Consider the following 20,714-nt stretch of genomic DNA (forward strand, 5'->3'; position numbering starts at 1 on the left):
GTGCCCGGGGCAGGATGGGAAGGTGACGCCGCGCATCGAAGAGGTCTCCGTCGCCGATCCGAGGGCGCTGGCGCTGCGCGCGCTTCTGGACGCCGAACTCCACGCCCGCTACGGCCCCCTCGTCGCCGGCGAGCCGGCCGAGGTCACCGCCGCGCGCGAAGCGGCCCTGACCGTGCACCCGGGCGAAGTCGTGGCGACCTTCCTCGCACTCGGTGAGGATGACGAGGCGCTCGGTCACGTGATGCTGCGGCGCCTGGGCGAGGAGTGGGAACTCAAGCGCCTCATCGTGCCGCCGGCGGGACGCCGCCGGGGCGTCGGGCGCGCCCTCACCGACGCCGTCGTGCAGCGGGCGCGGTCCGGCGGCGCACGCCGGGTCATCCTGCAGACCGGGGAGCCGCAGCCGGAGTCGGTGCGCCTCTACGCCGCCGCGGGCTTCACGCCGATCCCCGTCTACGAGCCGTACGTCGCCACGATGCCGGAGTCGCTGTGCTTCGAGCGCGTGCTCTGACCCGCCGCCCCCCGCATCCGCAATCAGGAGAATCACCCGGATCAGGCCGATCCGGCCGCAAATCGTCCTGATCTCGGCGATTCTCCTGATTCGGGCGCCGGCGAGCGCGCCGCACGTGGACAGCGGATGATGGGGCGATGAGCCGGAGCGAGTCGGAGACGTGGCAGCAGGCCTTCGTGCCGCCGGCCGCCACCCCGGTCCCCGCTCGGGTCCGCGCGCTCGCCGGCGACGCGGAGCTGGAGCCGGTGTGGGAGAACGAACTCGGCGGTGTGACCTTCCGCGCCCGTGGGGATGGCGGCATCCGCTACATCAAGTACGGTCCACGCAATGCCGAGACCTCGATGGTCGCGGAGGCCGCGCGCATGCGATGGGCGGCGCCGTACACACCCGTGCCCCGCGTGCTGACGCACGGCGCCGATGCGACGACGGAGTGGCTCGTCACCGCGGCCGTGCCCGGCCGCTCCGCCGTGGATCCGCGCTGGCTCGCCGAGCCCGACACGACCGTCCGCGCGATCGGGCGCGGGCTGCGGGGGCTGCACGATGCTCTTCCCGTCGAGGAGTGCCCGTTCGACTGGAACGTGCCCGCCCGCGCGGCCAACGCGGCCGAGCGCGGGATCATCCTCCCGGCGGCGCTGCGCGAGGCTCCGCCGGTCGACCGGCTCGTCGTGTGCCACGGCGACGCGTGCGCGCCGAACACCCTCGTCGGCGAGGACGGCACCTGGAGCGGGCACGTCGACCTGGGCGCCCTGGGCGTCGCCGACCGGTGGGCAGACATCGCCGTGGCCGCCATGAGCACGGAGTGGAACTACGGCCCGGGATGGCAGGACGCCCTGGTCGACGCCTATGGCATCAGCCCGGATCGCGAGCGCCTTACGTACTACCAGGCCCTCTGGAACGCCACCTGAGGCCAATGCCCGCCCCGGGCTCCTGGCCGCAGCCGGTTCTGACTCAAACGCTCCGGTTGAGTATGAAAGTCATGCCCGCGAGGTTCAGCGTGAAGTGGATCATGAACGCCCAGAAGAACCCTCTGGTCTCCTGGATGGACTTCGCGAGGAAGAAACCGAGAGCCGCCGACATGATCGCGCCCACGAATCCGTTCGGCGCGACGCCCCAGAAGTGGATGAATCCGAACACGATCGAACCCATGACGAGCCCGTACGCCCGGGAGTTGGTGTCGTTGTCGCCCATGGTGACGTAGGGCAGCCGGAAGATCGCTTCCTCGGTGAACGCGTTCATCACCGCGAACGGGACGATCAGCGCCACGTGGACCCAGTGGAACGTGAACCCGCCCGGGAGGAGCTGGAAGAACGTCACGACCGCGACGATCGCGACCATGACGGAGCCGATGAACCACGCATCGGTTTCCCATCTGCCGCCGCCCGACCGCCCGAAGACGGGGCGCATCTCTCCCCGCCGGTTCAGGTTCAGGTAGCCCAGTCGGATCCTCCCCGCGCACGCGAACGTCAACAGGAGGGCCAGGCCGGCGACCGGCAGGGCGCTGAGCTGATAGTTCAGCATCCGGTTCACGACGTCGCTCTCGAAGGGAGCGAACCGGAACAGCGGCGTACTGGAGACCAGGGCCAGCAACGCGGTGACCAGCAGCATGAGAACGGAGAAGAGACTCAGCCTCGCAACTCGGAGGCTCCGGCTGCCGGCGCGCGTCCTCTCCGACGCTTCCTCCACTGCTCGCATCCGACCAGCCTAGTCCGAACGTACTAGAATCTGCACGTGCGTACTAATGAGGAAGGGTCGAGCGAAGCGGGCGGCACCTTCGCCGGTCGCGCCCGGCGCGATCAGATCGAGCGTTCGGCGGCGGAGGTGCTGGCTGAGGTCGGCTACGCTGCCGCGTCCGTCGCGCGCATCGCGGAGCATGCCGGCGTCAGCAAGGGCGTCATCACCTACCACTTCGCAAGCAAGGACGAGATCCTGCGCCGAGTGGCGCTCCGCCTGTTCCGGGAGTGCGCAGCCCACATCGCCGCGAACACGTCGGGCGCGACGACCCCTGCCGAGCGCCTGCGTGCCGCGATCAGTGCCGAACTGGAGTTCTTCTCCTCGCGCCGCGTGGAGTTCCGCGCGATGGCGGAAGTCATGGCCAACCATCGCGACACCCGCTTCGCGCGCGAATTCGACCACGTCTCCGCCACGGAGAGCGAGGCTCTGGCCGAGCTGCTGGCCGAAGGCCAGACACGGGGCGACTTCCGGCCATTCGACGTCGGGGAAGTCGCCCACCTGATCCTTGCTGCCAAGAACGCGGTCCTCGACCGATGGGCGGCCGAGGAAACGAGCGACCTGGCATCAGCCACCGCGACACTGCTCGACTTCGTGACGAGTGCGGTGTCTGCCCGCTGAGATCCCGAACCGCAGACGCGCTGCACCTGCGCTCCCGCCGACTCGAGCGCGAGCCGCGTCAGGAGGGCCCGAGGATGAAGTTCCACGCGCCGGTGAGCACGGCCGCGAGCACCGCGACGACCGAGATCGCGGCTCCGACGGCGACGAGCGCGATGTCACCGGCGCCGAAGTGCGATTCCCGCGCCCACGTGCGCCGGCCGGGCGCGCCGAAGCCGCGCGCCTCCATCGCGGTGGCGAGCTTGGAGCCGCGCCGGATGGACAGGACCAGCAGCGCGAAGGCCATGCCCGCGAATCGCCGGATGCGGCCCCGGTCGGCGACGCCCCGCGCCCTCCGCGCGAGCTCGAGGGCGCGCCAGTCGTCCAGGAACAGCCCGACCATCCGCAGCCCCGCCAGCGCGCCCAGCACGAACCGGGCCGGCAGCCGCAGGATCTGCGCGAGCCCGTCGGCGAGATCGGTGGGGTCGACCGTGACGAACAGCACGACGGAGGGCAGCGCGATCGCCAGCACGCGCAGCAGCGTCGCGAGCGCGAGCTCGAGGGAGCCGTCACTCACGCGCAGCAGGAGCCATTCGACGTAGACCCGCCCCGACGCCTCGCCGTACAGCGCGATCGTGACGGCGGTGAGGGGCGCGGCCACCCACACCGGCCACGTGCGCACCCAGAATTCGCGCCATCCGAGCCCTGCGAAGGGCAGGAGCAGGCACTCCAGCGCCAGCGCGACACCCGCCGACACGGCATCCAGCGTCAGGATCAGCGGCAGCGCGATGAGCGCGCTGGCGGCGAGCTTGGACAGCGGGTTGAGCCCCGCGACCGCCCCGGTGCGCGCTCGCGCGTCCAGGAGCGTCATCGCACCGCTCCATCCAGCGCGAACCGGCGGGCGTGCAGCGCAGTCACCACGTCCTCGTCGTGCGTGACGGCGACCAGCGCCACGCCGTCGTCGCGCACCTCGGCCAGGAGGGCGACGAGCTCTGCCCACGTGCGGGCGTCCTGCCCGAAGGTGGGTTCATCCAGCACGAGCACGCTCGGGCGCGTGGCGAGGGCCGCGGCGACGGTGAGCCGCCGCTTCTCCCCGCCCGAGAGCGTGTAGGGGTTCGCCGCGGCGAGGGCCGACAGCCGCAGCCGTTCCAGGAGCTCGTCGATGCGGCGCGCGTCGACGGTGCCGAGAGCGGCGGGCCCGACCTCCAGTTCGTCCCGCACCGTGCGGGTGAGCAGCTGGTGCTCGGGGTCCTGGAACACCGTGCCGATGCGCGTCAGCAGCTGCCGCGACGTCCACCGGATGGGTGCGGGGCCGGCGCCGCCGGCGAGGGCGGCGGATGCGGTCAGCTCACCCGACGCGGAGGGCAGGAGCCCGGCGAGGGTGAGTCCGAGGGTGGACTTGCCGGCCCCGTTCGGCCCGGTGATCGCCAGGGCGGCGCCGGCCTCCACCACGAGGTCGATGCCGGCGGCGACGGGTTGCCCGCGCACCCGCTCGACGGCCAGATCCCGCGCGCTCAGGAGGGCGGGCCCGGGCGCAGCCTTGGGCGGGGCGGGGTGGGCAGGGGGGATGCCGGGGACCCACACGCCCGCGCGGGCCAGTGCCTCGCCCTCCTCCGCGAGGACGCGCTCGGGCGATCCGTCGGCGATCACGCCGCCGTCGCCGAGGACGATCACCCTGCCCACGATCGGCAGCCACACGTCCACGCGATGCTCCACGACGACGAGCGTCGCGGGGTGGGCCGCAAGGGTCCGGTCGACGGCCGCACGCACTTCGGCCACGCCGGCGGGGTCGAGGTTCGCGGTGGGCTCATCCAGCAGCAGCAGGCCTGGGCGCATCGCGAGGGCACCGGCGAGGGCGAGGCGCTGCTTCTGCCCGCCCGAGAGCGCCTTGGTGGGGCGCTCGAGCGGCACGTCCAGACCCACCGCATCCAGCGCCGCCGCCACGCGCCCCCAGATCTCCTCGCGCGCCACGCCGAGGTTCTCGCATCCGAACGCGACGTCGTCGCCGACGCGCGCGAGGATCACCTGCGAATCCGGGTCCTGCAGGACCAGTCCCGCGCGGCCGCGCAGGTGGGCGGCCGGCACGCCGTCCAGGAGCAGTTCGCCGCGGGACTCGCCCTCCTCCTCGCCTCCGAGCACGCCGGCGAGCCCTGCCAGCAGCGTGGACTTGCCCGACCCGGAGACGCCCAGAAGCAGCACGCGCTCCCCCGGCGCGATGCGCAGCGAGACCTCCCGCAGCGCCCACGCCCGCCGTGACGCGTGCCGCCAGCCCCACCCGCGGGCGACGACCTCTGCCGGCTGCTCCACCGGGCTCAGACGCGCACGCGGGCGGATCGGCCCGCGGCGAAGCGGTCCAGCGCCCCCGTGGCGGCCAGCCCTCGCGCGAGCAGCCAGGCGAGGCCGCCGGCCAGCACGGCGCCGGAGAGTGCCGTGCTGATGAGGTACACGACGGTGAAGCCGGTGTCGGCGCCGGCGTACCACAGCACCAGGTTGTTGATCCCCCCGGCGAGGGCGGCGCCGATGCCCGCGAGCACGGCGACGGGGAGGTTCCAGCGGCGGTAGAAGAACAGCAGGAACACCAGCTCGGCCCCGAGCCCCTGCACGAGTCCCGCCTCGATCGTCAGGAATCCGCCCCACTGGTTGCCGATCAGCGCGGACACGACCGCGGCGAGCGTCTCGGTGTAGATGGCAGCGCCCGGCTTGCGGATGATGAGCGCCCCGAGCACGCCGGCCAACAGCCAGGGTCCGTCGAGAAGCCCCTGCACCCCGGGCAGGAGGGGTTCGAGCAGCGCCTTGGGACCCAGGTAGCCGATGTTCCACAGCAGGAAGATCAGGCCCGAGGCGACGCCGAGGACGCTCGCCACGACGATGTCGATGACGCGCCAGCGGAAGCGGTGCGCCGCGGTGGCGGTTCCGGCGGACCCGGATGTGGACGTGGAAATGTTCATTTCGCTCCTCCCTGCGCTGGCATGACCCAGATCAGGTTCGACGGTCGAAGCGTGGATCGCTTCCTCTCAGCCCGGCTCACCGGACTCCCGTGGTTGTCGCGCCCGAGTATAGCCTCGCGGGACGCTAAGTTAGCCGGGTGACCACGGATGCGCCCCCGCCGACCCGGCGGGCTCTGCGGCATGACGCCGGTGACCCTGATGCCGGCGCCGCCGGCGAGGGCGCCGCCGCGGCGGGCGCGCCGGAGGCTGCCGCCGCGCCCGAGGATGCCGCCGCGCCGGAGGACGCCGCCGCGCCGGAGGATGCGGGCGTGCTCGTGATGCAGCAGCCGGCCGACCCGCCCGGGTCTGCGGAGACCTCGGGGCCGGTGGCCCTGGGCTGGGTGGACGAGACGCGCATCACCCTGCCGGCCCCGGTCACCGGACCGGCGGAGGGCGCACCGGACTCCGCGCCGGATCTGCTCACCGGCGTACGTCCGCGCTCGCCGTTGCGCCCCGGGGTCATCGTCCCCACCGCCTTCCTGCTCCTGGTCACGATGGCGTACGCCGCGATCACGCTGCTGTGGCCCCTGCACGCGATCCCGCCCCGCATCGAAGCCGTCGCGGTGCAGACTGCTCCCGCTCCCGCCGCCGCCCCAGCCTGGCCCGGCCAGGGCAGCGCCGCCATCTCGGTGGCCGGCATCGACGGAGCACTGGCCTCCAGCGGCGAGGCGGCATCCATCGCCAGCATCACGAAGGTCGTCACGGCGCTGCTGGTGCTGGATCGGATGCCGCTGGCCGTCGGGGAGAGCGGTCCCGACTACCGGTTCTCCGCCGCCGATCGCGCGCGGTACTGGCAGTACCGTGCCAACGGCGAATCGGCGCTGGACGTGCCGGTGGGTGGCAGCCTCACGCAGTACCAGATGCTCGAAGGGATGCTGATCGGCTCGGCCAACAACTACGCCGACCGTCTCGCGGTCGATCTGTGGCCCTCCGACGAGGTCTTCGCCGCGGCGGCCCGGTCATGGCTGTCCACGCAGGGGATCCCGGGCATCACGATCGTCGACCCCACCGGGATCGAGGCCGGGAACGCCGCCAGCCCCGAGGCGCTCCTGGCGCTGGCGGACAGGGCGATGCGCCACCCGGTGATCTCCGAGATCGTGCGCAAGCAGTCGGTGGACCTGCCGGGCGCGGGAAGCGTGACCAACTCCAACCCGCTCCTGGTCGACCCCGGGATGGTCGGCATCAAGACCGGCACGCTGGATTCGTACAACCTGCTCTCGGCCAAGGAGGTCGTCCTCGGCGACACCACCGTCCGCCTCTACGCCGCCGTGCTGGGTCAGCCCGACACCACCGCGCGCGACGACGCGACGCGGGCTCTGTTCACGCAGATGGAGGACGAGCTGCGGCTGCGTCCGTCCGTGACGGCCGGCACGGTCGCCGGTCAGGTCGTGACCCGGTGGGGCGAGTCGGCCGATGTGATCACCGCATCGGATGCCTCGGTGATCCTGTGGAACGGCATCGCCGCCACGGCCGCATCCGAGTTCGACCTCGGCGACGCCGAGAGCAAGGGCGATGCCGTCGGCACCCTCTCGGTGACCGGCCCGCTGGACGGCACGACCGTGGAGCTCCAGCTCGCCTCCGACCTGGAAGGGCCGACCGCGTGGTGGCGACTCACCCACCCGCTCGACCTGCTGGGCCTCAACGGCTGATGCCGCAGCGGCCTCAGAAGGGCCACACGAGCGGCACGTAGAGCACCGCGAACGCCACGAACACCGCGGCGAGGGGGAGCCCCAGCCGCCAGTAGTCGCCGAACCGATAGCCACCGGGCTCCATGACCATGAGGTTGGCGGGCGTGGCCACGGGGGTCAGGAACGCGGCGGCCCCCGCCACCGCCAGCCCGACGATGAACGGCAGTGCGCTGACGTCCAGCGTCGCGGCGATGGACATGGCCACCGGAGCGACCACGAGCACGGTGGCGACGTTGGAGATGAACTGCCCAAGGACGACCGTCACCAGGCAGATGACCAGCAGCGCGAGGCGCGGCGACGCGGTGCCCACCAGACCCAGCACGACGTCGGCGAGGGCGTCGGCGGCCCCGCTGTCGAGGACCGCGTTGGACAGCGGGATCATGCCGGCGATGAGGATGATCGTCGTCCACGAGATGCTGCGGTAGGCCTCATCGGCGGGCAGGACGCGGGCGAGGAGGATCGCCCCGGCGGCCAGCAGCCCCGCCACGGCGGGCGGTACCAGGCCCGTGGCCAGCAGCACGATCATCACTCCCGTGATGATCAGCGTGCGCCGGGCGCCGCGCCCCACGCCCCCGGCGGGCCGGGGCACGCGGATGCCACCGGTGCGGACCGCCGGCGGGACCAGCGCGAGGTTCTCCTCCTCCCGCTCGGTCAGCGGGACGTGCGGCCCCGGCCCGTGGGCGGGAAGGGCGCGCGGTGCCCACACGAGCATGATCAGCGCGCTCACGATCAGGAGCGGCCCGCCCACGAGCGCGAATTCGACGAAGCCGATCGGGCGTCCGACCGCCTCTTCAGCGAGTTCGGATGCCACGACGTTGACCGGCGTGCCGGTGAGGGTGAGCAGCGATCCGGCCGATGCTGCGAAGGCCAGCGGGATCATCAGCTGCGACACCGGGATGCCCGCGCGCCGTGCGACGACGGCCACGACCGGCACGAGAGCGGCGACGGCTCCGTTGATGCTGATGAGCGACGTGAGCAGGGCGGCGACCCCGATGATCCAGACCGTCACCGGACCACGCCGGCGGCCGGCCCGCGCCACGATGAAGCCACCCGCCCAGCGCGTCACCCCCGTGGCATCCAGCGCCCCGGCCACGACGAACAGGCTCGCGATGAACAGCACCGTGGGATCGGCGAACCCGGCGACCGCCTCCGGGAGGGTGAGCACCCCGGTGCCCCACAGCGCCAGCGCCACGCCGACGGCGATGACCTCCAGCGGGATGCGACCGGAGAGGAAGGCCAGGATCGCCGCGGCGAGGATCAGGAGCGTCGCGAGAAGGGGATCCACGCTCCCACGCTAACCCTCAGGGGCCGGATTCAAACGTGCCGCACGCGCTGCTGCAGACGGGTGCGGACGTCGAACAGCTCGGTCCCGCCGATCTCCCGGGCACCGGCGACCCCCTGCCGCAGCACGGTGGAGAGGGCGCTGCGCGCGGCGACGGCCACCGGGGTGCCGCGGACCTTGCCGAGCTGGGTGATCGCGTCGAGTGTGTCGCCGTCGGGCAGGACGACGATGGCGCCGCTGAAGCGCACGCCGGCCGCACGCGCGATCACGCGCAGTCTGCTGACGAGGTCGGTCACCGGTGCCCCGATGACGTTGGGCCCGACGAGCTCGCCGCGGCGGAATCCCACCGGGCCGCCGAAATCCTCCGAGAGCACGGCGTACAGGCCGCTGGGTCCGAGCACGACGTGGTCGACCTTGTCGTCGGGGATGCCGTCACGGGATGCGGCGACGTCGTGCCACACCGTGTACCCCATGCCCAGGTCGGCCACCACCCGGGCCGTGGCCTCCTCGGCCAGCGCATCGGCGAGGAGGCGCCGCAGGTCGTGGGGGGCGGAGCGGACGAGCTGCGGGTCGTACGGGTCGGCGAGGTCGACTCCGCGCCCGACCCACTCGCGGATCAGCGTCAGGTAGCGCTCGCGGCGCCACCCTCCGGGCTGGCCGTACGAGCGTGCCCGCGGGCGGGTGTCGGGTCGCGGCGACGCGGCGGCGCGCGGACCGGCCCACTCCGCGCCGGAGGAACCACGGCCGCGGTCGTACGCGGCGCGGGCCTCGGGCGTCCCGATGAGCTCCCACGCCCGCTGCACCTGGATGAACACCGCGGCGTCGCCGCCCGCGTCGGGGTGGGTCTGGCGCAGGCGCAGACGGTAGGCGCGCCGGAGCGCGTCGTCGTCGGCGCCGGCCTCCACGCCGAGCACCTCGTACGCCGACGCGGATACGGGACTGTCGAACACGTCTGTCAGGCTAATCCGCGGCGGATGTGGGTCGGCTGTCCGTTCGCTCTGGGCGCGCCCGCCCCGAGCGTCACCTCACGACTCCCACAGCGGCAGAGCGGGGGTGTGCGCGAACGCCTCCTCGACCGCATCCGGCGAGACCTCGCCCTGCCAGCGCGGCGAGCGGTCTTTGTCGACCACCTGCGCGCGGATGCCCTCGACGAGATCGGGCTGGGTCGTGACGAACCACGTCACGAGGGCGTACTCCTGTGCCAGCGTCGCTCGAAGATCGGGCAGCTGCCGCGCGCGCCGTACGGCCTCCAGCGTCACCGCGAGGGAGGTGGGAGACAGGGCCGCGAGCGTAGCGGCGGCCTCGGCGGCCTCGGGCTCCGGCCGGGCACGGAGCCGGCCGACGATCTCGGCCATCGTGGCGCCGGCGAACGCGTCGTCGATCCACTCGCGCGCCTGGGCGAGCCCGGACGGAGGCGGCGTGTCGTCGAAGAGCAGGACGAGCTCGGCGGGGTCGGCGGCATCCGCGCCCGCCCCGAGCGCCTCGCGCAGAGCGTCCAAGCGCGTCGTGGGCACGAGATGGTCGGCGAAGCCGGCGTAGATCGCGTCGGCGGCATCCATCGACGCCCCCGTGAGGGAGAGGTACTCCCCGAGACGGCCGGGGGCGCGCGCGAGAAGCCACGATCCGCCGACGTCGGGGGTGAAGCCGATGCGCGTCTCGGGCATCGCCAGCCGCGAACGTTCGGTGACCACGCGCAGGGCGGCGTGCCCCGTGAGGCCGATGCCCCCGCCCATCGTGATGCCGTCGGCGACGCTGACCACGGGAACGGCCGAGGTGGCGATCGCGGAGTTCAGCCGGTACTCGTCCCGGAAGAACCGGGCCGTATCCGCCGTGTGGCCCCCGACGATCTGCTCGTACAGCTGCCGCACATCGCCGCCCGCGCAGAAACCACGATCGCCCGCCCCGTCCAGGAGGACCGCGTCGACGTCGGGGGTGTCCTGCCACCCGGCGAGGGCGGCGGCGAGGTGCTGGATCATGTCGTGACTGAGCGCGTTGAGCGCTTTCGGGCGGTTCAGCGTGAGCCGTCCGAGACTGCCGCCGACCCGTACGAGGACGTCCGCGTCCCCCTCATCCGTCATGTTCCCCACGCCGCCACGTTACCGGCCGACACGTCCGGGCGACGCGAGCTCCCGCGGAAACCCGGGATATCCGGGAAGATAGGGGGAATCGCACAACGACGAGAGGTTCGGCATGCCCGAAGGACAGGTGCTGGAGTTCTCCGGCGTCACCAAGCGCTTCGGCCCCGTCACCGCCGTCACGGATCTGTCCGCACGCGTCGAACCGGGCCTCGTGACCGGGTTCCTCGGCCCCAACGGCGCCGGGAAGACCACGACCCTGCGCATCCTGCTGGGCCTCGTCCGCCCCAGCGGGGGTACCGCGACGATCGGCGGCGTGCCCTACGCCAAGCTCGCCCGGCCTCTGCAGTCCGTCGGCGCCGTGCTGGAGGCATCGAGCTTCCACCCCGGTCGCACCGCCGCCAATCACCTGCTCGTCTACGCCCGGGCGGCGGGCATCCCGCGCGGCCGCGTCGACGAGGTGCTCGGCCTGGTCGGCCTGGCGGATGCCGCAGGCCGAAAGGTCGGCGGATTCTCCCTGGGTATGCGTCAGCGCCTGGGCCTCGCGTACGCCCTCCTCGGCGACCCCGGCGTGCTGGTCCTGGACGAGCCGTCGAACGGCCTGGACCCGCAGGGCATCCGGTGGATGCGCGGGCTGCTCCGCGCCCTCGCCGCAGAGGGACGCACCGTGCTGGTCTCCTCCCACATGCTGGGCGAGGTGCAGCAGACCGTGGACGCGCTGCTGATCATCGCGAAGGGACGCCTGGTGTTCCAGGGCGGCATCGAAGACCTCGCCGAGGCATCCGATCAGGCCACCGTGGTCGACGCGGCCGACAGGGCCGCACTGGAGGCGGCCCTCACGGCGGCCGGGCACTCGTTCGAGGTGCTTCGCAACGGCCTGACCGTGCGCACCGCCGAGCCGGCCGAAGTGGGAGCCGTGGCGCACGCGGCCGGGATCGCGCTGTCGAGCCTGCAGCGCCGCGGTGCGACCCTCGAGGACGTGTTCCTGGAGCTCGTGAGCGGCGAGCGCGTGCACGTCAGCGCCGGCGGGGCCGCCCCTGTGCCCGCGGATGCGGCGGGCGAGACCGAGCCGGAGCCTCAGGGCGGGGACGGACCCGAGTCGCAGCCGGCGGCCGACGCCGTGGGGCCGGAGCCCGAGGCGGCGGAGCTGCCCGGCGCCGAGCCGACGCCGGAGCCGGGGCCGCAGCCCGACCCGGAGCCGGAACGCGGCCATGCCGACGAGGCCTCCGGGGCCACCGCATCCTTCGCCGTCGCGTCCACCGGCGTCATCGACATCGTCCTCCCCGCCCGCGACGACGACGAGCTCGCCGATCGTGAACGCCAGGACCACGAGGGGGGACGGCGATGAGCCTCGTCACCGCGAGCCGATCCGAGCTCACGAAGCAGTTCACGACCGCGATCTGGTGGATCCTCGGTCTCGTCCTGATCATCTACGTGGGGCTGACGGCGGCCGGCTTCGGACTGCTGCTCACGTCCCTCGCCACCGGGGCGCTGGGCGGGACCGAGACCCCGCTGGTGCCGCCGGATGCCCTCCCCTCGGTCATCTACAGCACCGCGACCTCGTTCGGGTACGTCTTCCCGCTGCTGGTGGGCACGCTCATGGTGACCACCGAATTCCGGCACAAGACGCTCACCCCCACCTTCCTCGCCGTCCCCCGTCGGGGTGTGGCTCTGGCCGCGAAGGTCGTCATCGGCGTGGTCATGGGGCTGCTGTTCGGCGTGCTGGGGCTCGTCGCCACCGTCGGCCCCGGCGCCGTGATCCTCGCCGCTTCGGGCCTGGAGACCGGACTGGCGTCATCGGACACGTGGGCCCTGGCCGGGCGGATGCTGCTGGCCTTCGTGCTGTGGACCCTCATCGGCATCGGCGTGGGGTCGGTCGTGCGCAACCAGGTGGTCGCGATCGTCATCGTGCTGGCCTTCACGCAGTTCATCGAGCCGCTCGTGCGCCTGGCCGGCGGCTTCATCGAGGGCCTCGGACCCGTGGTGAGCGTGCTGCCGGGGGCCGCCGGCGACGCCCTCGTGGGGGCGAGCGCGTTCTCGCTCGGCATGCCGACCGCGACCGAGCCGCTCGCGTGGTGGGGCGGCGGCCTGGTCCTGCTCGCCTACGCACTGGTGTTCGTCGTCGTGGGCCAGTTCACCAGCTGGCGGCGCGACGTCAACTGACGCCGGCCCCAGGCGCGCTCGTCAGAGGGCTCTGCGCTGGGCGACCAGCGGGCAGTCGAAGGGATCGCGTTCGCTGAGACCCACCCGGTTGATGTACTTGATCACGATCGCGTACGACTCGATCAGACCGGTTTCGGTATAGGGCAGGTTCCGCGAGCGGCAGTACTCCGACACGATGCGCGCAGCCTTGCGCAGGTGGGGGCGCGGCATCGAGGGGAACAGATGATGCTCGATCTGGTAGTTCAGACCGCCCATCGCGATGTCGATGAAACGGCTGCCGCGGATGTTGCGGCTCGTGAGCACCTGGCGCTCCAGGAAGCCCAGCTTGGCGTCCTTGGGCACCATCGGCATGCCCTTGTGATTGGGCGCGAACGAGGCGCCCATGTAGAAGCCGAACACCCCGAGCTGCACGGCGAGGAAGGCGAAGGCGATCCCCGGTGACAGCACGACGAAGACGAGCACCCCGTAACCGATGAGGCGGATGCTGAGGAAGACGATCTCCACCCAGCGGTGCGCGACCGGCTCCCGGGCGAGCACGCGCTGCACGCTCGCGACGTGCAGCGCGATCCCCTCCAACGGGAGGATCGGGAAGAAGAACGCCCCCTGGTGGCTTCCCAGCCATCGAACCAGCCGGTTGCGGTCCCGGAGGCGTTCGCGGGTGACCTTGACGACGGGGAGGTCGATGTCGGGGTCTGCGCCCTCCTTGTTCGGGTTGGCGTGGTGGCGCGTGTGCTTGTGCCGCCACCATCCGTAGCTCATCCCGATGAACAGGTCGCCGATGATGAGACTCGTCCAGTCGTTCCACTTGCCGGACACGAAGATCTGGCGGTGCGCCGCATCGTGCCCGAGGAAGGCCACCTGGGTGAAGACGACCCCGAGCACGGCCGCGGTGATCAGCTGCCACCACGTGTCGCCGATCATCACGAAGGCCACCAGGATCGCGATGACGAGGACGGGCAGGCCGATCAGCTTGGCCCAGTAGTAGCCGTAACGGCGACGCATGAGGCCGCTGGCCTGAATCGTCTTGGCGAGTTCGGTGAAGTCACTGTTGACGTGCGCGCCCTTTCGCGCGGCACGGGTGGGGGCGGGTCGCGGTTCGACCGTCGTCATGGGCACGCTCCATCGGTGTCGTCTTCCCATTCGACCCGATCGGCCGCGACCGACGCAAAGGCTGGCGTTGCAGAGCGTCGATCCGCTTGAATACGCTCAGCCGACGCCGGGTGCCACGACGGGCCGACGGCGTCGCACCTTCGGCGCCGTCGAGGTCGCCAGCACGGCGACGTCTTCGGGCTCGTCGGCGACATCCAGCCGCAGCGCACGCATGAGTGCCACGCCGTGCCGGGTGGTGAGGATGAGCCGTTCGAACTCCTCGTGACCGGACAGGTCGATCACCACGCCGGGGCGGCGACGGCGGATGAGGGCGAAATCCGCACCGAAGGCCGACTTCCACGACCCCATCGCGACCGCCGAGGGCAGGTAGGTACCGGGGCTGGGCACGCCGCGCAACCACGTCCACGCGTCATCGGTCAGCTGCGCCTTCACCATCTGCTCGCGCGGCACGACGATGTTGCGCCGCCGGAACGACAGCGCACGCTCGACGGTCGAGAGCACGACCTCCAGCTGCGTCGAGTCCAGCAGCAGCGTCACCATGCGGACAGTCTGCCAGCGGCACCGCACCGCCGTGCGCACGAATGCTCACAGGTCGGCAACGATCCGTCTCCGGCGCGGCGGTCAACCCCCGGGTGGCACGGAGCCGGCCCCCACCGATCGGGATAGCCTGAAAGCATGACCACCGGCAGCGTCGTGCCGCAGGTGACACCCCGGGGCCTGCCCCATCCAGCCGTTCGCGATGTGCTCGCGCGAGCCGCGCAGGGAGCGGTGCTGGATGCGGACGACACCGAGGTGCTGCTGGCGGCGACCGACCACGATCTCGACGCGCTCCTGGATGCCGCGGCCGCGGTGCGCGACGCGGGTCTGATCCACGCCGGCCGTCCGGCGGTGCTGACGTACTCGCGCAAGGTGTTCGTGCCGCTGACGACGCTGTGCCGCGACCGCTGCCACTACTGCGTGTTCGTGGACACCCCCGGACAGCTCCTGAAGAAGCGCAAGCCGGCGTTCATGTCGCCCGAGCAGGTGCTCGCCGTCGTCCGACAGGGCCAGGCCCTGGGGTGCAAGGAGGCGCTTCTCACCCTCGGCGACCGCCCGGAGGACCGCTGGCCCGAAGCGCGCGCGTGGCTCGACGAGCACGGCTACGCCTCGACCCTGGAGTACGTCGGCGCCATCGCGCGCCTCATCACCGCCGAGACCGGCATGCTCGCGCACCTGAACCCCGGCGTCATGACCGCCGACGAACTGCGGATGCTCCGTCCCACGGCCCCCTCGATGGGCATGATGCTGGAGACCACCTCGGAGCGGCTGTTCCTCGAGCCCGGGCAGGTGCACTTCGGCTCCCCCGACAAGGACCCGGCGCTGCGGCTGCGGGTGATCGAGGACGCCGGGCGGTCGCGGATCCCGTTCACCACCGGCATCCTCGTCGGCATCGGCGAGACCCTGCGCGACCGGGCGGAGTCGCTCGTGGCCCTCCGCGACCTGCACGAGCGGTACGGACACGTGCAGGAGGTGATCGTGCAGAACTTCCGCGCCAAGCCCCGCACCGCGATGCAGGGCGCACCCGACGCCGACCTGCGCGAATACGTCGCCGCCGTGGCCGCCACCCGGCTCGTGTTCGGGCCGCGCATGCGCATCCAGGTGCCGCCGAACCTGTCGGATCCGGCGGAGTTCGCCCTGCTCATCCGCGCGGGAGCGGACGACTGGGGCGGCGTGTCGCCGCTGACCGCCGACCACGTCAACCCCGAGCGGCCGTGGCCCCACCTCGACGACCTGGCCCGCTTCACCGCCGACGCCGGCTTCACGCTGCGGGAACGGCTGACCGCCCACCCCGAGTACGTCCGCGCCGCCGACGCGTGGATCGACCCCGCGCTGCATCCGGCCGTGTCCGCCTTGGCCGACGCCGACGGCCTGGCCGCCGATGTGCGCCCCTCGCCGCTTCCCTCCGTTCAAAACTCAGGAGACACGCCGAACGGAGGCGCCGCGACGACCCCGGATGCCCCGGATCTCCTGAGTTCTGCGCACCCCACCGCCCCCGCCGCATCCGCCGCATCCGGCGCATCCGGCGCATCCGGCGCCGAGGCCGGTTCACCCGCCGCATCCGGCGCATCCGCCGCCGTTCAGAATTCAGGAGACACGCCGAGTCGGCTGGCCGCCACAGCCCCGGATGCCCCGGATCTCCTGAGTTCTGCGCACCCGAGCGCCGGCCGCCGCCTGGCGGAGCGGGCGGCGGCGGATCCGCTCGCCCTCGACGACGCCGAGTGGGAGTCGCTGCTGCGCGCCACCGGATCCGACCTCGACGCGCTCGCCGCGACGGCCGACGACGTGCGCCGGTACACCGTGGGCGAAGCCGTGACGCTCGTGGTCAACCGCAACCTCACCTCGACCGGCTTCCGTGCCGCGGGCCGGGGCGGGGCGGGCACGTTCGGCCTGGATGACGTGGCCGAGATCGCCACGGACGCCGCCGAGCTGGGCGCGACCGAGCTGTGCGTGCAGGGGCGGCTGCCCGACGAAGAGGACCCGCAGGCGTACCTCGAGATCGTGCGCGCGGCCAAGGACGCCGCCGGCGACCTGCACGTGCACGCCTACCGCCCGCAGGACGTGTGGGATCTCGCCGAGCGCGGCGGTCTCGGACTCGAGGGGGCCCTGCACGCACTCCGCGCCGCCGGCGTCGACACCGTCCCCGGCACCGGGGTCAAGGTGCTCAGCGAACGCGTCCGCGCCCTCGTGGCCCCGGGCGACCTCGACATCGACCGGTGGACGGAGGGGATCACCGCCGCCCACCGCGCGGGGTTCGGCTCCACGTCGGTGCTGTTCTACGGTCACGTCGAGACGGCGGCCGAGCGGGTCGCCCACCTGCGGATGCTGCGGCGGATCCAGGACGCGTCGACGGGCTCAGCGACCCGATCGACCCACACGGGCGGGTTCACGGAGTTCGTCCCGATCCCCCTGCCCGGCCACGGCACGCCCCTCGTCCCCGGACGCGCACCGATCGACGAGCACCGCGCCATGGTCGCGGTGTCGCGCCTGCTGCTGTCCGGCAGCATCCCGCACATCCAGATCCCGTGGACCCGCGTCGGCCGCGAGGCGGCCGCGGTGCTGCTGGGCTCCGGCGGCGACGACCTCGGCGGCACGCTGCTGGACGGCCGCGTGCTCCCCGACACCGGCATCGAGCAGGGCCTGGAACTGCCGGCGACGGATGCGGCGCGCATCGCTGCGCGGCTGTTCCGGCCGTTCCGCCGGCGCACCACCGACTACCGCACCCCTCGGCCGGCCCCCGTCGAGCCTCAGGAGGGCGGGCGATGACGACGCGCACGGCGGTCGCGATCGTCGGCGCCGGATTCGCCGGGCTCGGGATGGCGATGGCACTGCGCCGCGCGGGACGCGACGACTTCGTCGTGCTCGAGCGGGGAGCATCCGTCGGCGGCACGTGGCGCGACAACACCTACCCCGGCGTCGCGTGCGACGTGCCCTCGCACCTGTACGGCTTCGCCGCCCACCCCAACCCGCACTGGTCGGCGACGTTCGCGCCCGGCCCGGAGATCCACCGCTACCTCTCCCGCATCGCCGAGACCGAGGGGCTCGGCGACCGCATGCGGCTGCGCACCCCCATGCTCGGAGCCGACTGGGATGCCGACGCCGCGGTGTGGCGCATCCGCACCGGCGGTGAGCCGATCATCGCCGACACCCTCGTGCTCGCGTGCGGGCGTCTCACCGAGCCCGACGTCCCCGCGATCCCGGGGCTGGAGACCTTCCCCGGGCCGATCTTCCACTCCGCGCGGTGGGACCACGACGTCGAGCTCGCCGGCCGCAGGGTCGCCGTGGTGGGTACCGGCGCCAGCGCCGTGCAGCTCGTGCCGCAACTGGCGCGGGTCGCCGGTGCGCTCACGCTGTTCCAGCGGACGCCGGCGTGGATCGTGCCCCGTGGGGAGTCGACGTACACCGAGGACGAGCAGCGCCGCTTCTCCGAGCACCCCGGCGAGCTGGCCCGCCTCCGAGCCGCACTGTACGCCGAGGGGGAGGCACGATTCGCCTCGCGCTCGGGCGACGCCGAAGCCGCCGCCGCGGCGCGGGAGATCGCGCTGGCCCACCTGGCATCGCAGGTCGCCGACCCGGCGCTGCGCGCCGCGCTCACGCCCGGCTACGCCTTCGGGTGCAAGCGCGTGCTGCTCTCGGACGACTTCTACCCCGCCGTGGCGTCGGGTGCGGTGACCCTGGAGCCTTCGGCGCTGGCCGCCGTGGCGGGCTCGACGCTCGTCTCGGCGAACGGAACGCGCGTGGAGTCCGACGTGCTGGTGCTGGCGACCGGGTTCACCGCGTCGCAGCAGCCCTACGCCGACCTCGTGCGCGGCGAGGACGACCGCACGCTCGCCGAGCACTGGTCGGGCGGCATGACATCGTTCGGCTCGACGGTCGTGTCGGGGTTTCCGAACATGTTCGTGCTGAACGGCCCCAACGCGAGCCTCGGTCACAACTCCTCGGTGCTCATGGTGGAGGAGCAGGCCGCGTACGCCGTGCGCGCCCTGGCCCTGCGCGATCGCCGGCCCGGCGCCGTCCTGCGCACGCGCCCGGAGGCCGAGGAGGCCTACACCCGCGAGATCGTCGAGGCCGCCGCATCCACGCCGTGGATCACCGGCGGATGCCGCAACTGGTACGTCGACGCCCGCTCGGGGCGTCTCACCCTGCTGTGGCCGGGTACCGTGCAGGCGTTCCGCGAGCGGCTCGCCGCGGCCGACGGGTCAGAGTTCGAGTGGGAGCACGCCCCCGTGCGCGGGGGGATGGGAGAAGAGTCATGACGGTACCGCTGCGATTCGGGTACAAGGCCTCGAGCGAGCAGTTCGGGCCGGCCGAACTGCTGGAGTTCGGTGTGCTGGCGGAGGAGATGGGGTTCGACTCGGTCTTCCTCTCCGACCACTTCCAGCCCTGGATGCACGACGGCGGGCACGCCCCGGCCGCGCTGCCGTGGCTCGGGGCGCTCGGTCAGCGCACGTCGCGGATCGTCATGGGCACCTCGGTGCTCACGCCCACCTTCCGCTATCACCCCGGCGTCATCGCGCAGGCGTTCGCGACGCTGGGCGTGATGTATCCCGGCCGCGTCATCCTGGGCGTGGGGACGGGGGAGGCGCTCAACGAGGTGACGCTGGGGCTGGAATGGCCCGAGCCGCCGGAGCGCTTCCAGCGCCTCAAGGAGGCGATCACGCTCATCGAGAAGCTGTGGGACGGCGAACGCGTCACCTTCGAGGGGACGTACTACTCGGTGAAGGATGCCACGATCTACGACAGGCCCGCGGCCGAGGAGAAGGTGCCGATCTACATCGGCGCCTCCGGTCCGGCCGCAACCCGCCTGGCCGGTCGCATCGCCGGCGGGTACATCACCACCAGCGGCAAGGCGCCCGAGCTGTACACCGACACCCTGCTGCCGGCGCTGCACGAGGGCCTGCGCAAGGCCGGCCGCGCCGATGACGCGATCGACACGATGATCGAGGTGAAGGTCTCGTACCACCCCGACGCCGACACGGCGCTGAACAAGTGCCGCTTCTGGGCACCGCTCGCGCTCTCGGCCGATGAGAAGATGGGCGTGCACGACCCCATCGAGATGCAGCGCCTGGCAGACGCGCTGCCCATCGAGCGCGCCGCATCCCGCTTCATCGTCTCCACCGATCCCGACGAGCACGTCGAGCGGATCGCCCGGTACATCGAGCTCGGATTCCGCCACCTCGTCTTCCACGACCCGGGTGAGGACCAGGCGGAGTTCCTGCGCATGTACGGGGCGGAGATCCTGCCGCGCCTGCGCTCCCGCTTCAGCTGACCCCTCCCCGTTCCGGCGCCCGCGCGGCGCCACCCCCGACCTCGACAGGATGGACGAACCGCATGACCCCGAACCCGCCGCTGGAACCGGTTACGAGCGCGAATGAGCCGGAGTACGGCGCGGACGGGTGGGTCGTGATCGTCCCGGTCAAGCCCGCGACGGTCGGAAAGACGCGGCTCGCCGATGCGGCGGTCGACCGCGCTGCCCTCGCTCGCGCGATCGCGCTCGACACCATCGCCGCGGCGGCAGGCGCGACCCGCGTCGCGCGCGTCGTCGTCGTGACAGACGATCAGGAGCTGATCCGGGCGGCGACGGGGACGCCGCGGGTGGAGATCGTACGCGAGGTGGATGCGGCGGGCCTGGACGCCGCGATCGCCCTCGGCGCGCAGGCGGCGGGCCAGGGCGCACCCCGCGCCGCTCTCCTCGGCGACCTGCCGGCGCTGCGCTCCGTCGACCTCGACGCGGCGCTGGGCGCCGCCGGGTCGGTGGAGCGCGGGCTCGTTCCCGATGCCGAGGGCACCGGGTCGACGCTCGTCACCGCCCGCCCGGGAGCGGTGTGGACGACGGCGTTCGGCGAGGACTCCGCCGCCCGCCACCGGCTGCTCGGATGCACCGACCTCGACGTGCCGGAGGACTCGACCCTGCGCCGCGACGTGGACACTCCCGCACAGCTGGCGGCCGCGGAGGCCCTGGGGCTCGGACCCCGCACCGCCGCCCTGCTGAGCGCCGCACCGGTCGCGTAGCGGGCGGGAGGGCCGCCCCGCCCCCGT

At 72.6% G+C, this 20,714-nt stretch carries 19 protein-coding genes and 1 riboswitch; of the genes, 10 read left to right on the forward strand and 9 right to left on the reverse strand.

Annotated features, from left to right (window positions below):
• Nucleotides 1-22: 22 nt before the first annotated feature.
• Nucleotides 23-508 carry a GNAT family N-acetyltransferase gene (locus F6J85_RS16060; RefSeq protein WP_150926584.1) on the forward strand — a complete coding sequence of 162 codons (486 nt, stop codon included), beginning with the start codon at nt 23-25 and terminating at the stop codon, nt 506-508.
• A gap of 137 nt (nt 509-645) precedes the next feature.
• Nucleotides 646-1,413 carry an aminoglycoside 3'-phosphotransferase gene (locus tag F6J85_RS16065; protein WP_150926586.1) on the forward strand — a complete coding sequence of 256 codons (768 nt, stop codon included), beginning with the start codon at nt 646-648 and terminating at the stop codon, nt 1,411-1,413.
• Between the two features lie 43 nt (nt 1,414-1,456).
• Here F6J85_RS16065 and F6J85_RS16070 read toward each other — a convergent pair whose 3' ends face one another.
• Complete coding sequence (locus tag F6J85_RS16070) at nt 1,457-2,113, reverse strand: CPBP family intramembrane glutamic endopeptidase (RefSeq protein ID WP_191906659.1); 657 nt, start codon at nt 2,111-2,113, stop codon at nt 1,457-1,459.
• 123 nt (nt 2,114-2,236) lie between these two features.
• Here F6J85_RS16070 and F6J85_RS16075 point away from each other — a divergent pair, with 123 nt between their 5' ends.
• A complete protein-coding gene (locus tag F6J85_RS16075; protein ID WP_191906660.1) occupies nt 2,237-2,857 on the forward strand; it encodes a TetR/AcrR family transcriptional regulator in 621 nt (206 codons plus the stop codon).
• Nucleotides 2,858-2,915: 58 nt separating this feature from the next.
• On the opposite strand, the gene F6J85_RS16080 is transcribed toward F6J85_RS16075, so the two are convergent.
• From F6J85_RS16080 to F6J85_RS16090, 3 genes are all read right to left on the reverse strand, one after another.
• Nucleotides 2,916-3,704: an energy-coupling factor transporter transmembrane component T family protein gene (locus tag F6J85_RS16080; protein WP_150926592.1), complete on the reverse strand. Its 789-nt coding sequence runs from the start codon at nt 3,702-3,704 to the stop codon at nt 2,916-2,918.
• Nucleotides 3,701-5,071, reverse strand: coding sequence for an ABC transporter ATP-binding protein (locus tag F6J85_RS16085; RefSeq protein ID WP_150927541.1), 1,371 nt, complete (start codon nt 5,069-5,071; stop codon nt 3,701-3,703). The genes F6J85_RS16080 and F6J85_RS16085 overlap by 4 nt, the downstream gene beginning before the upstream one ends.
• A gap of 74 nt (nt 5,072-5,145) precedes the next feature.
• On the reverse strand, nt 5,146-5,781 hold the full coding sequence (locus F6J85_RS16090; protein ID WP_150926594.1) for an ECF transporter S component: 636 nt from the start codon (nt 5,779-5,781) through the stop codon (nt 5,146-5,148).
• Nucleotides 5,773-5,882: riboswitch (TPP riboswitch) on the reverse strand. Its footprint overlaps the gene before it by 9 nt.
• 36 nt (nt 5,883-5,918) lie before the next feature.
• Between F6J85_RS16090 and F6J85_RS16095 the strand changes: the two genes are divergently transcribed.
• Nucleotides 5,919-7,469, forward strand: a complete 1,551-nt coding sequence (locus F6J85_RS16095) for a D-alanyl-D-alanine carboxypeptidase family protein (protein WP_238706989.1) — start codon at nt 5,919-5,921, stop codon at nt 7,467-7,469.
• Nucleotides 7,470-7,482: 13 nt separating this feature from the next.
• On the opposite strand, the gene F6J85_RS16100 is transcribed toward F6J85_RS16095, so the two are convergent.
• The 3 genes from F6J85_RS16100 to F6J85_RS16110 form a co-directional block, all read right to left on the reverse strand.
• Nucleotides 7,483-8,793 (reverse strand): SLC13 family permease, encoded by a 1,311-nt coding sequence (locus F6J85_RS16100; RefSeq protein ID WP_150926596.1) that lies wholly within the window; start codon nt 8,791-8,793, stop codon nt 7,483-7,485.
• 29 nt (nt 8,794-8,822) lie between these two features.
• Nucleotides 8,823-9,740 (reverse strand): nuclease-related domain-containing protein, encoded by a 918-nt coding sequence (locus F6J85_RS16105; protein ID WP_150919827.1) that lies wholly within the window; start codon nt 9,738-9,740, stop codon nt 8,823-8,825.
• Nucleotides 9,741-9,815: 75 nt separating this feature from the next.
• Nucleotides 9,816-10,868, reverse strand: coding sequence for an enoyl-CoA hydratase/isomerase family protein (locus tag F6J85_RS16110; RefSeq protein ID WP_150927545.1), 1,053 nt, complete (start codon nt 10,866-10,868; stop codon nt 9,816-9,818).
• Between the two features lie 112 nt (nt 10,869-10,980).
• On the opposite strand from F6J85_RS16110, the gene F6J85_RS16115 reads away from it, so the two are divergent.
• Together F6J85_RS16115 and F6J85_RS16120 are read left to right on the forward strand one after the other, a co-directional pair.
• Nucleotides 10,981-12,213 carry an ATP-binding cassette domain-containing protein gene (locus tag F6J85_RS16115; RefSeq protein WP_150926598.1) on the forward strand — a complete coding sequence of 411 codons (1,233 nt, stop codon included), beginning with the start codon at nt 10,981-10,983 and terminating at the stop codon, nt 12,211-12,213.
• Nucleotides 12,210-13,028 carry an ABC transporter permease gene (locus tag F6J85_RS16120; protein WP_150926600.1) on the forward strand — a complete coding sequence of 273 codons (819 nt, stop codon included), beginning with the start codon at nt 12,210-12,212 and terminating at the stop codon, nt 13,026-13,028. The genes F6J85_RS16115 and F6J85_RS16120 overlap by 4 nt, the downstream gene beginning before the upstream one ends.
• Nucleotides 13,029-13,049: 21 nt before the next feature.
• On the opposite strand, the gene F6J85_RS16125 is transcribed toward F6J85_RS16120, so the two are convergent.
• Entirely contained in the window at nt 13,050-14,138 is a 1,089-nt protein-coding gene (locus F6J85_RS16125) for a fatty acid desaturase family protein (protein ID WP_150926602.1), read from the reverse strand.
• A 96-nt stretch (nt 14,139-14,234) separates the two neighbouring features.
• Nucleotides 14,235-14,678, reverse strand: coding sequence for a hypothetical protein (locus F6J85_RS16130; protein WP_150926604.1), 444 nt, complete (start codon nt 14,676-14,678; stop codon nt 14,235-14,237).
• Between the two features lie 135 nt (nt 14,679-14,813).
• Between F6J85_RS16130 and cofG the strand changes: the two genes are divergently transcribed.
• The 4 genes from cofG to cofC all read left to right on the forward strand — a co-directional run bounded on the left by cofG (nt 14,814) and on the right by cofC (nt 20,687).
• Complete coding sequence (cofG, locus tag F6J85_RS16135) at nt 14,814-17,441, forward strand: 7,8-didemethyl-8-hydroxy-5-deazariboflavin synthase CofG (RefSeq protein WP_150926606.1); 2,628 nt, start codon at nt 14,814-14,816, stop codon at nt 17,439-17,441.
• Complete coding sequence (locus F6J85_RS16140) at nt 17,438-18,931, forward strand: flavin-containing monooxygenase (protein WP_150926608.1); 1,494 nt, start codon at nt 17,438-17,440, stop codon at nt 18,929-18,931. The genes cofG and F6J85_RS16140 overlap by 4 nt, the downstream gene beginning before the upstream one ends.
• Entirely contained in the window at nt 18,928-19,944 is a 1,017-nt protein-coding gene (gene fgd, locus F6J85_RS16145) for a glucose-6-phosphate dehydrogenase (coenzyme-F420) (protein ID WP_150926610.1), read from the forward strand. The genes F6J85_RS16140 and fgd overlap by 4 nt, the downstream gene beginning before the upstream one ends.
• A 62-nt stretch (nt 19,945-20,006) precedes the next feature.
• The gene (gene cofC, locus F6J85_RS16150; protein ID WP_150926613.1) at nt 20,007-20,687 is read left to right on the forward strand and encodes a 2-phospho-L-lactate guanylyltransferase; all 681 of its coding nucleotides are present in this window, start codon (nt 20,007-20,009) and stop codon (nt 20,685-20,687) included.
• Nucleotides 20,688-20,714 lie beyond the last annotated feature (27 nt).

This window comes from Microbacterium lushaniae, assembly GCF_008727775.1.
Classification (GTDB): domain Bacteria; phylum Actinomycetota; class Actinomycetes; order Actinomycetales; family Microbacteriaceae; genus Microbacterium; species Microbacterium lushaniae.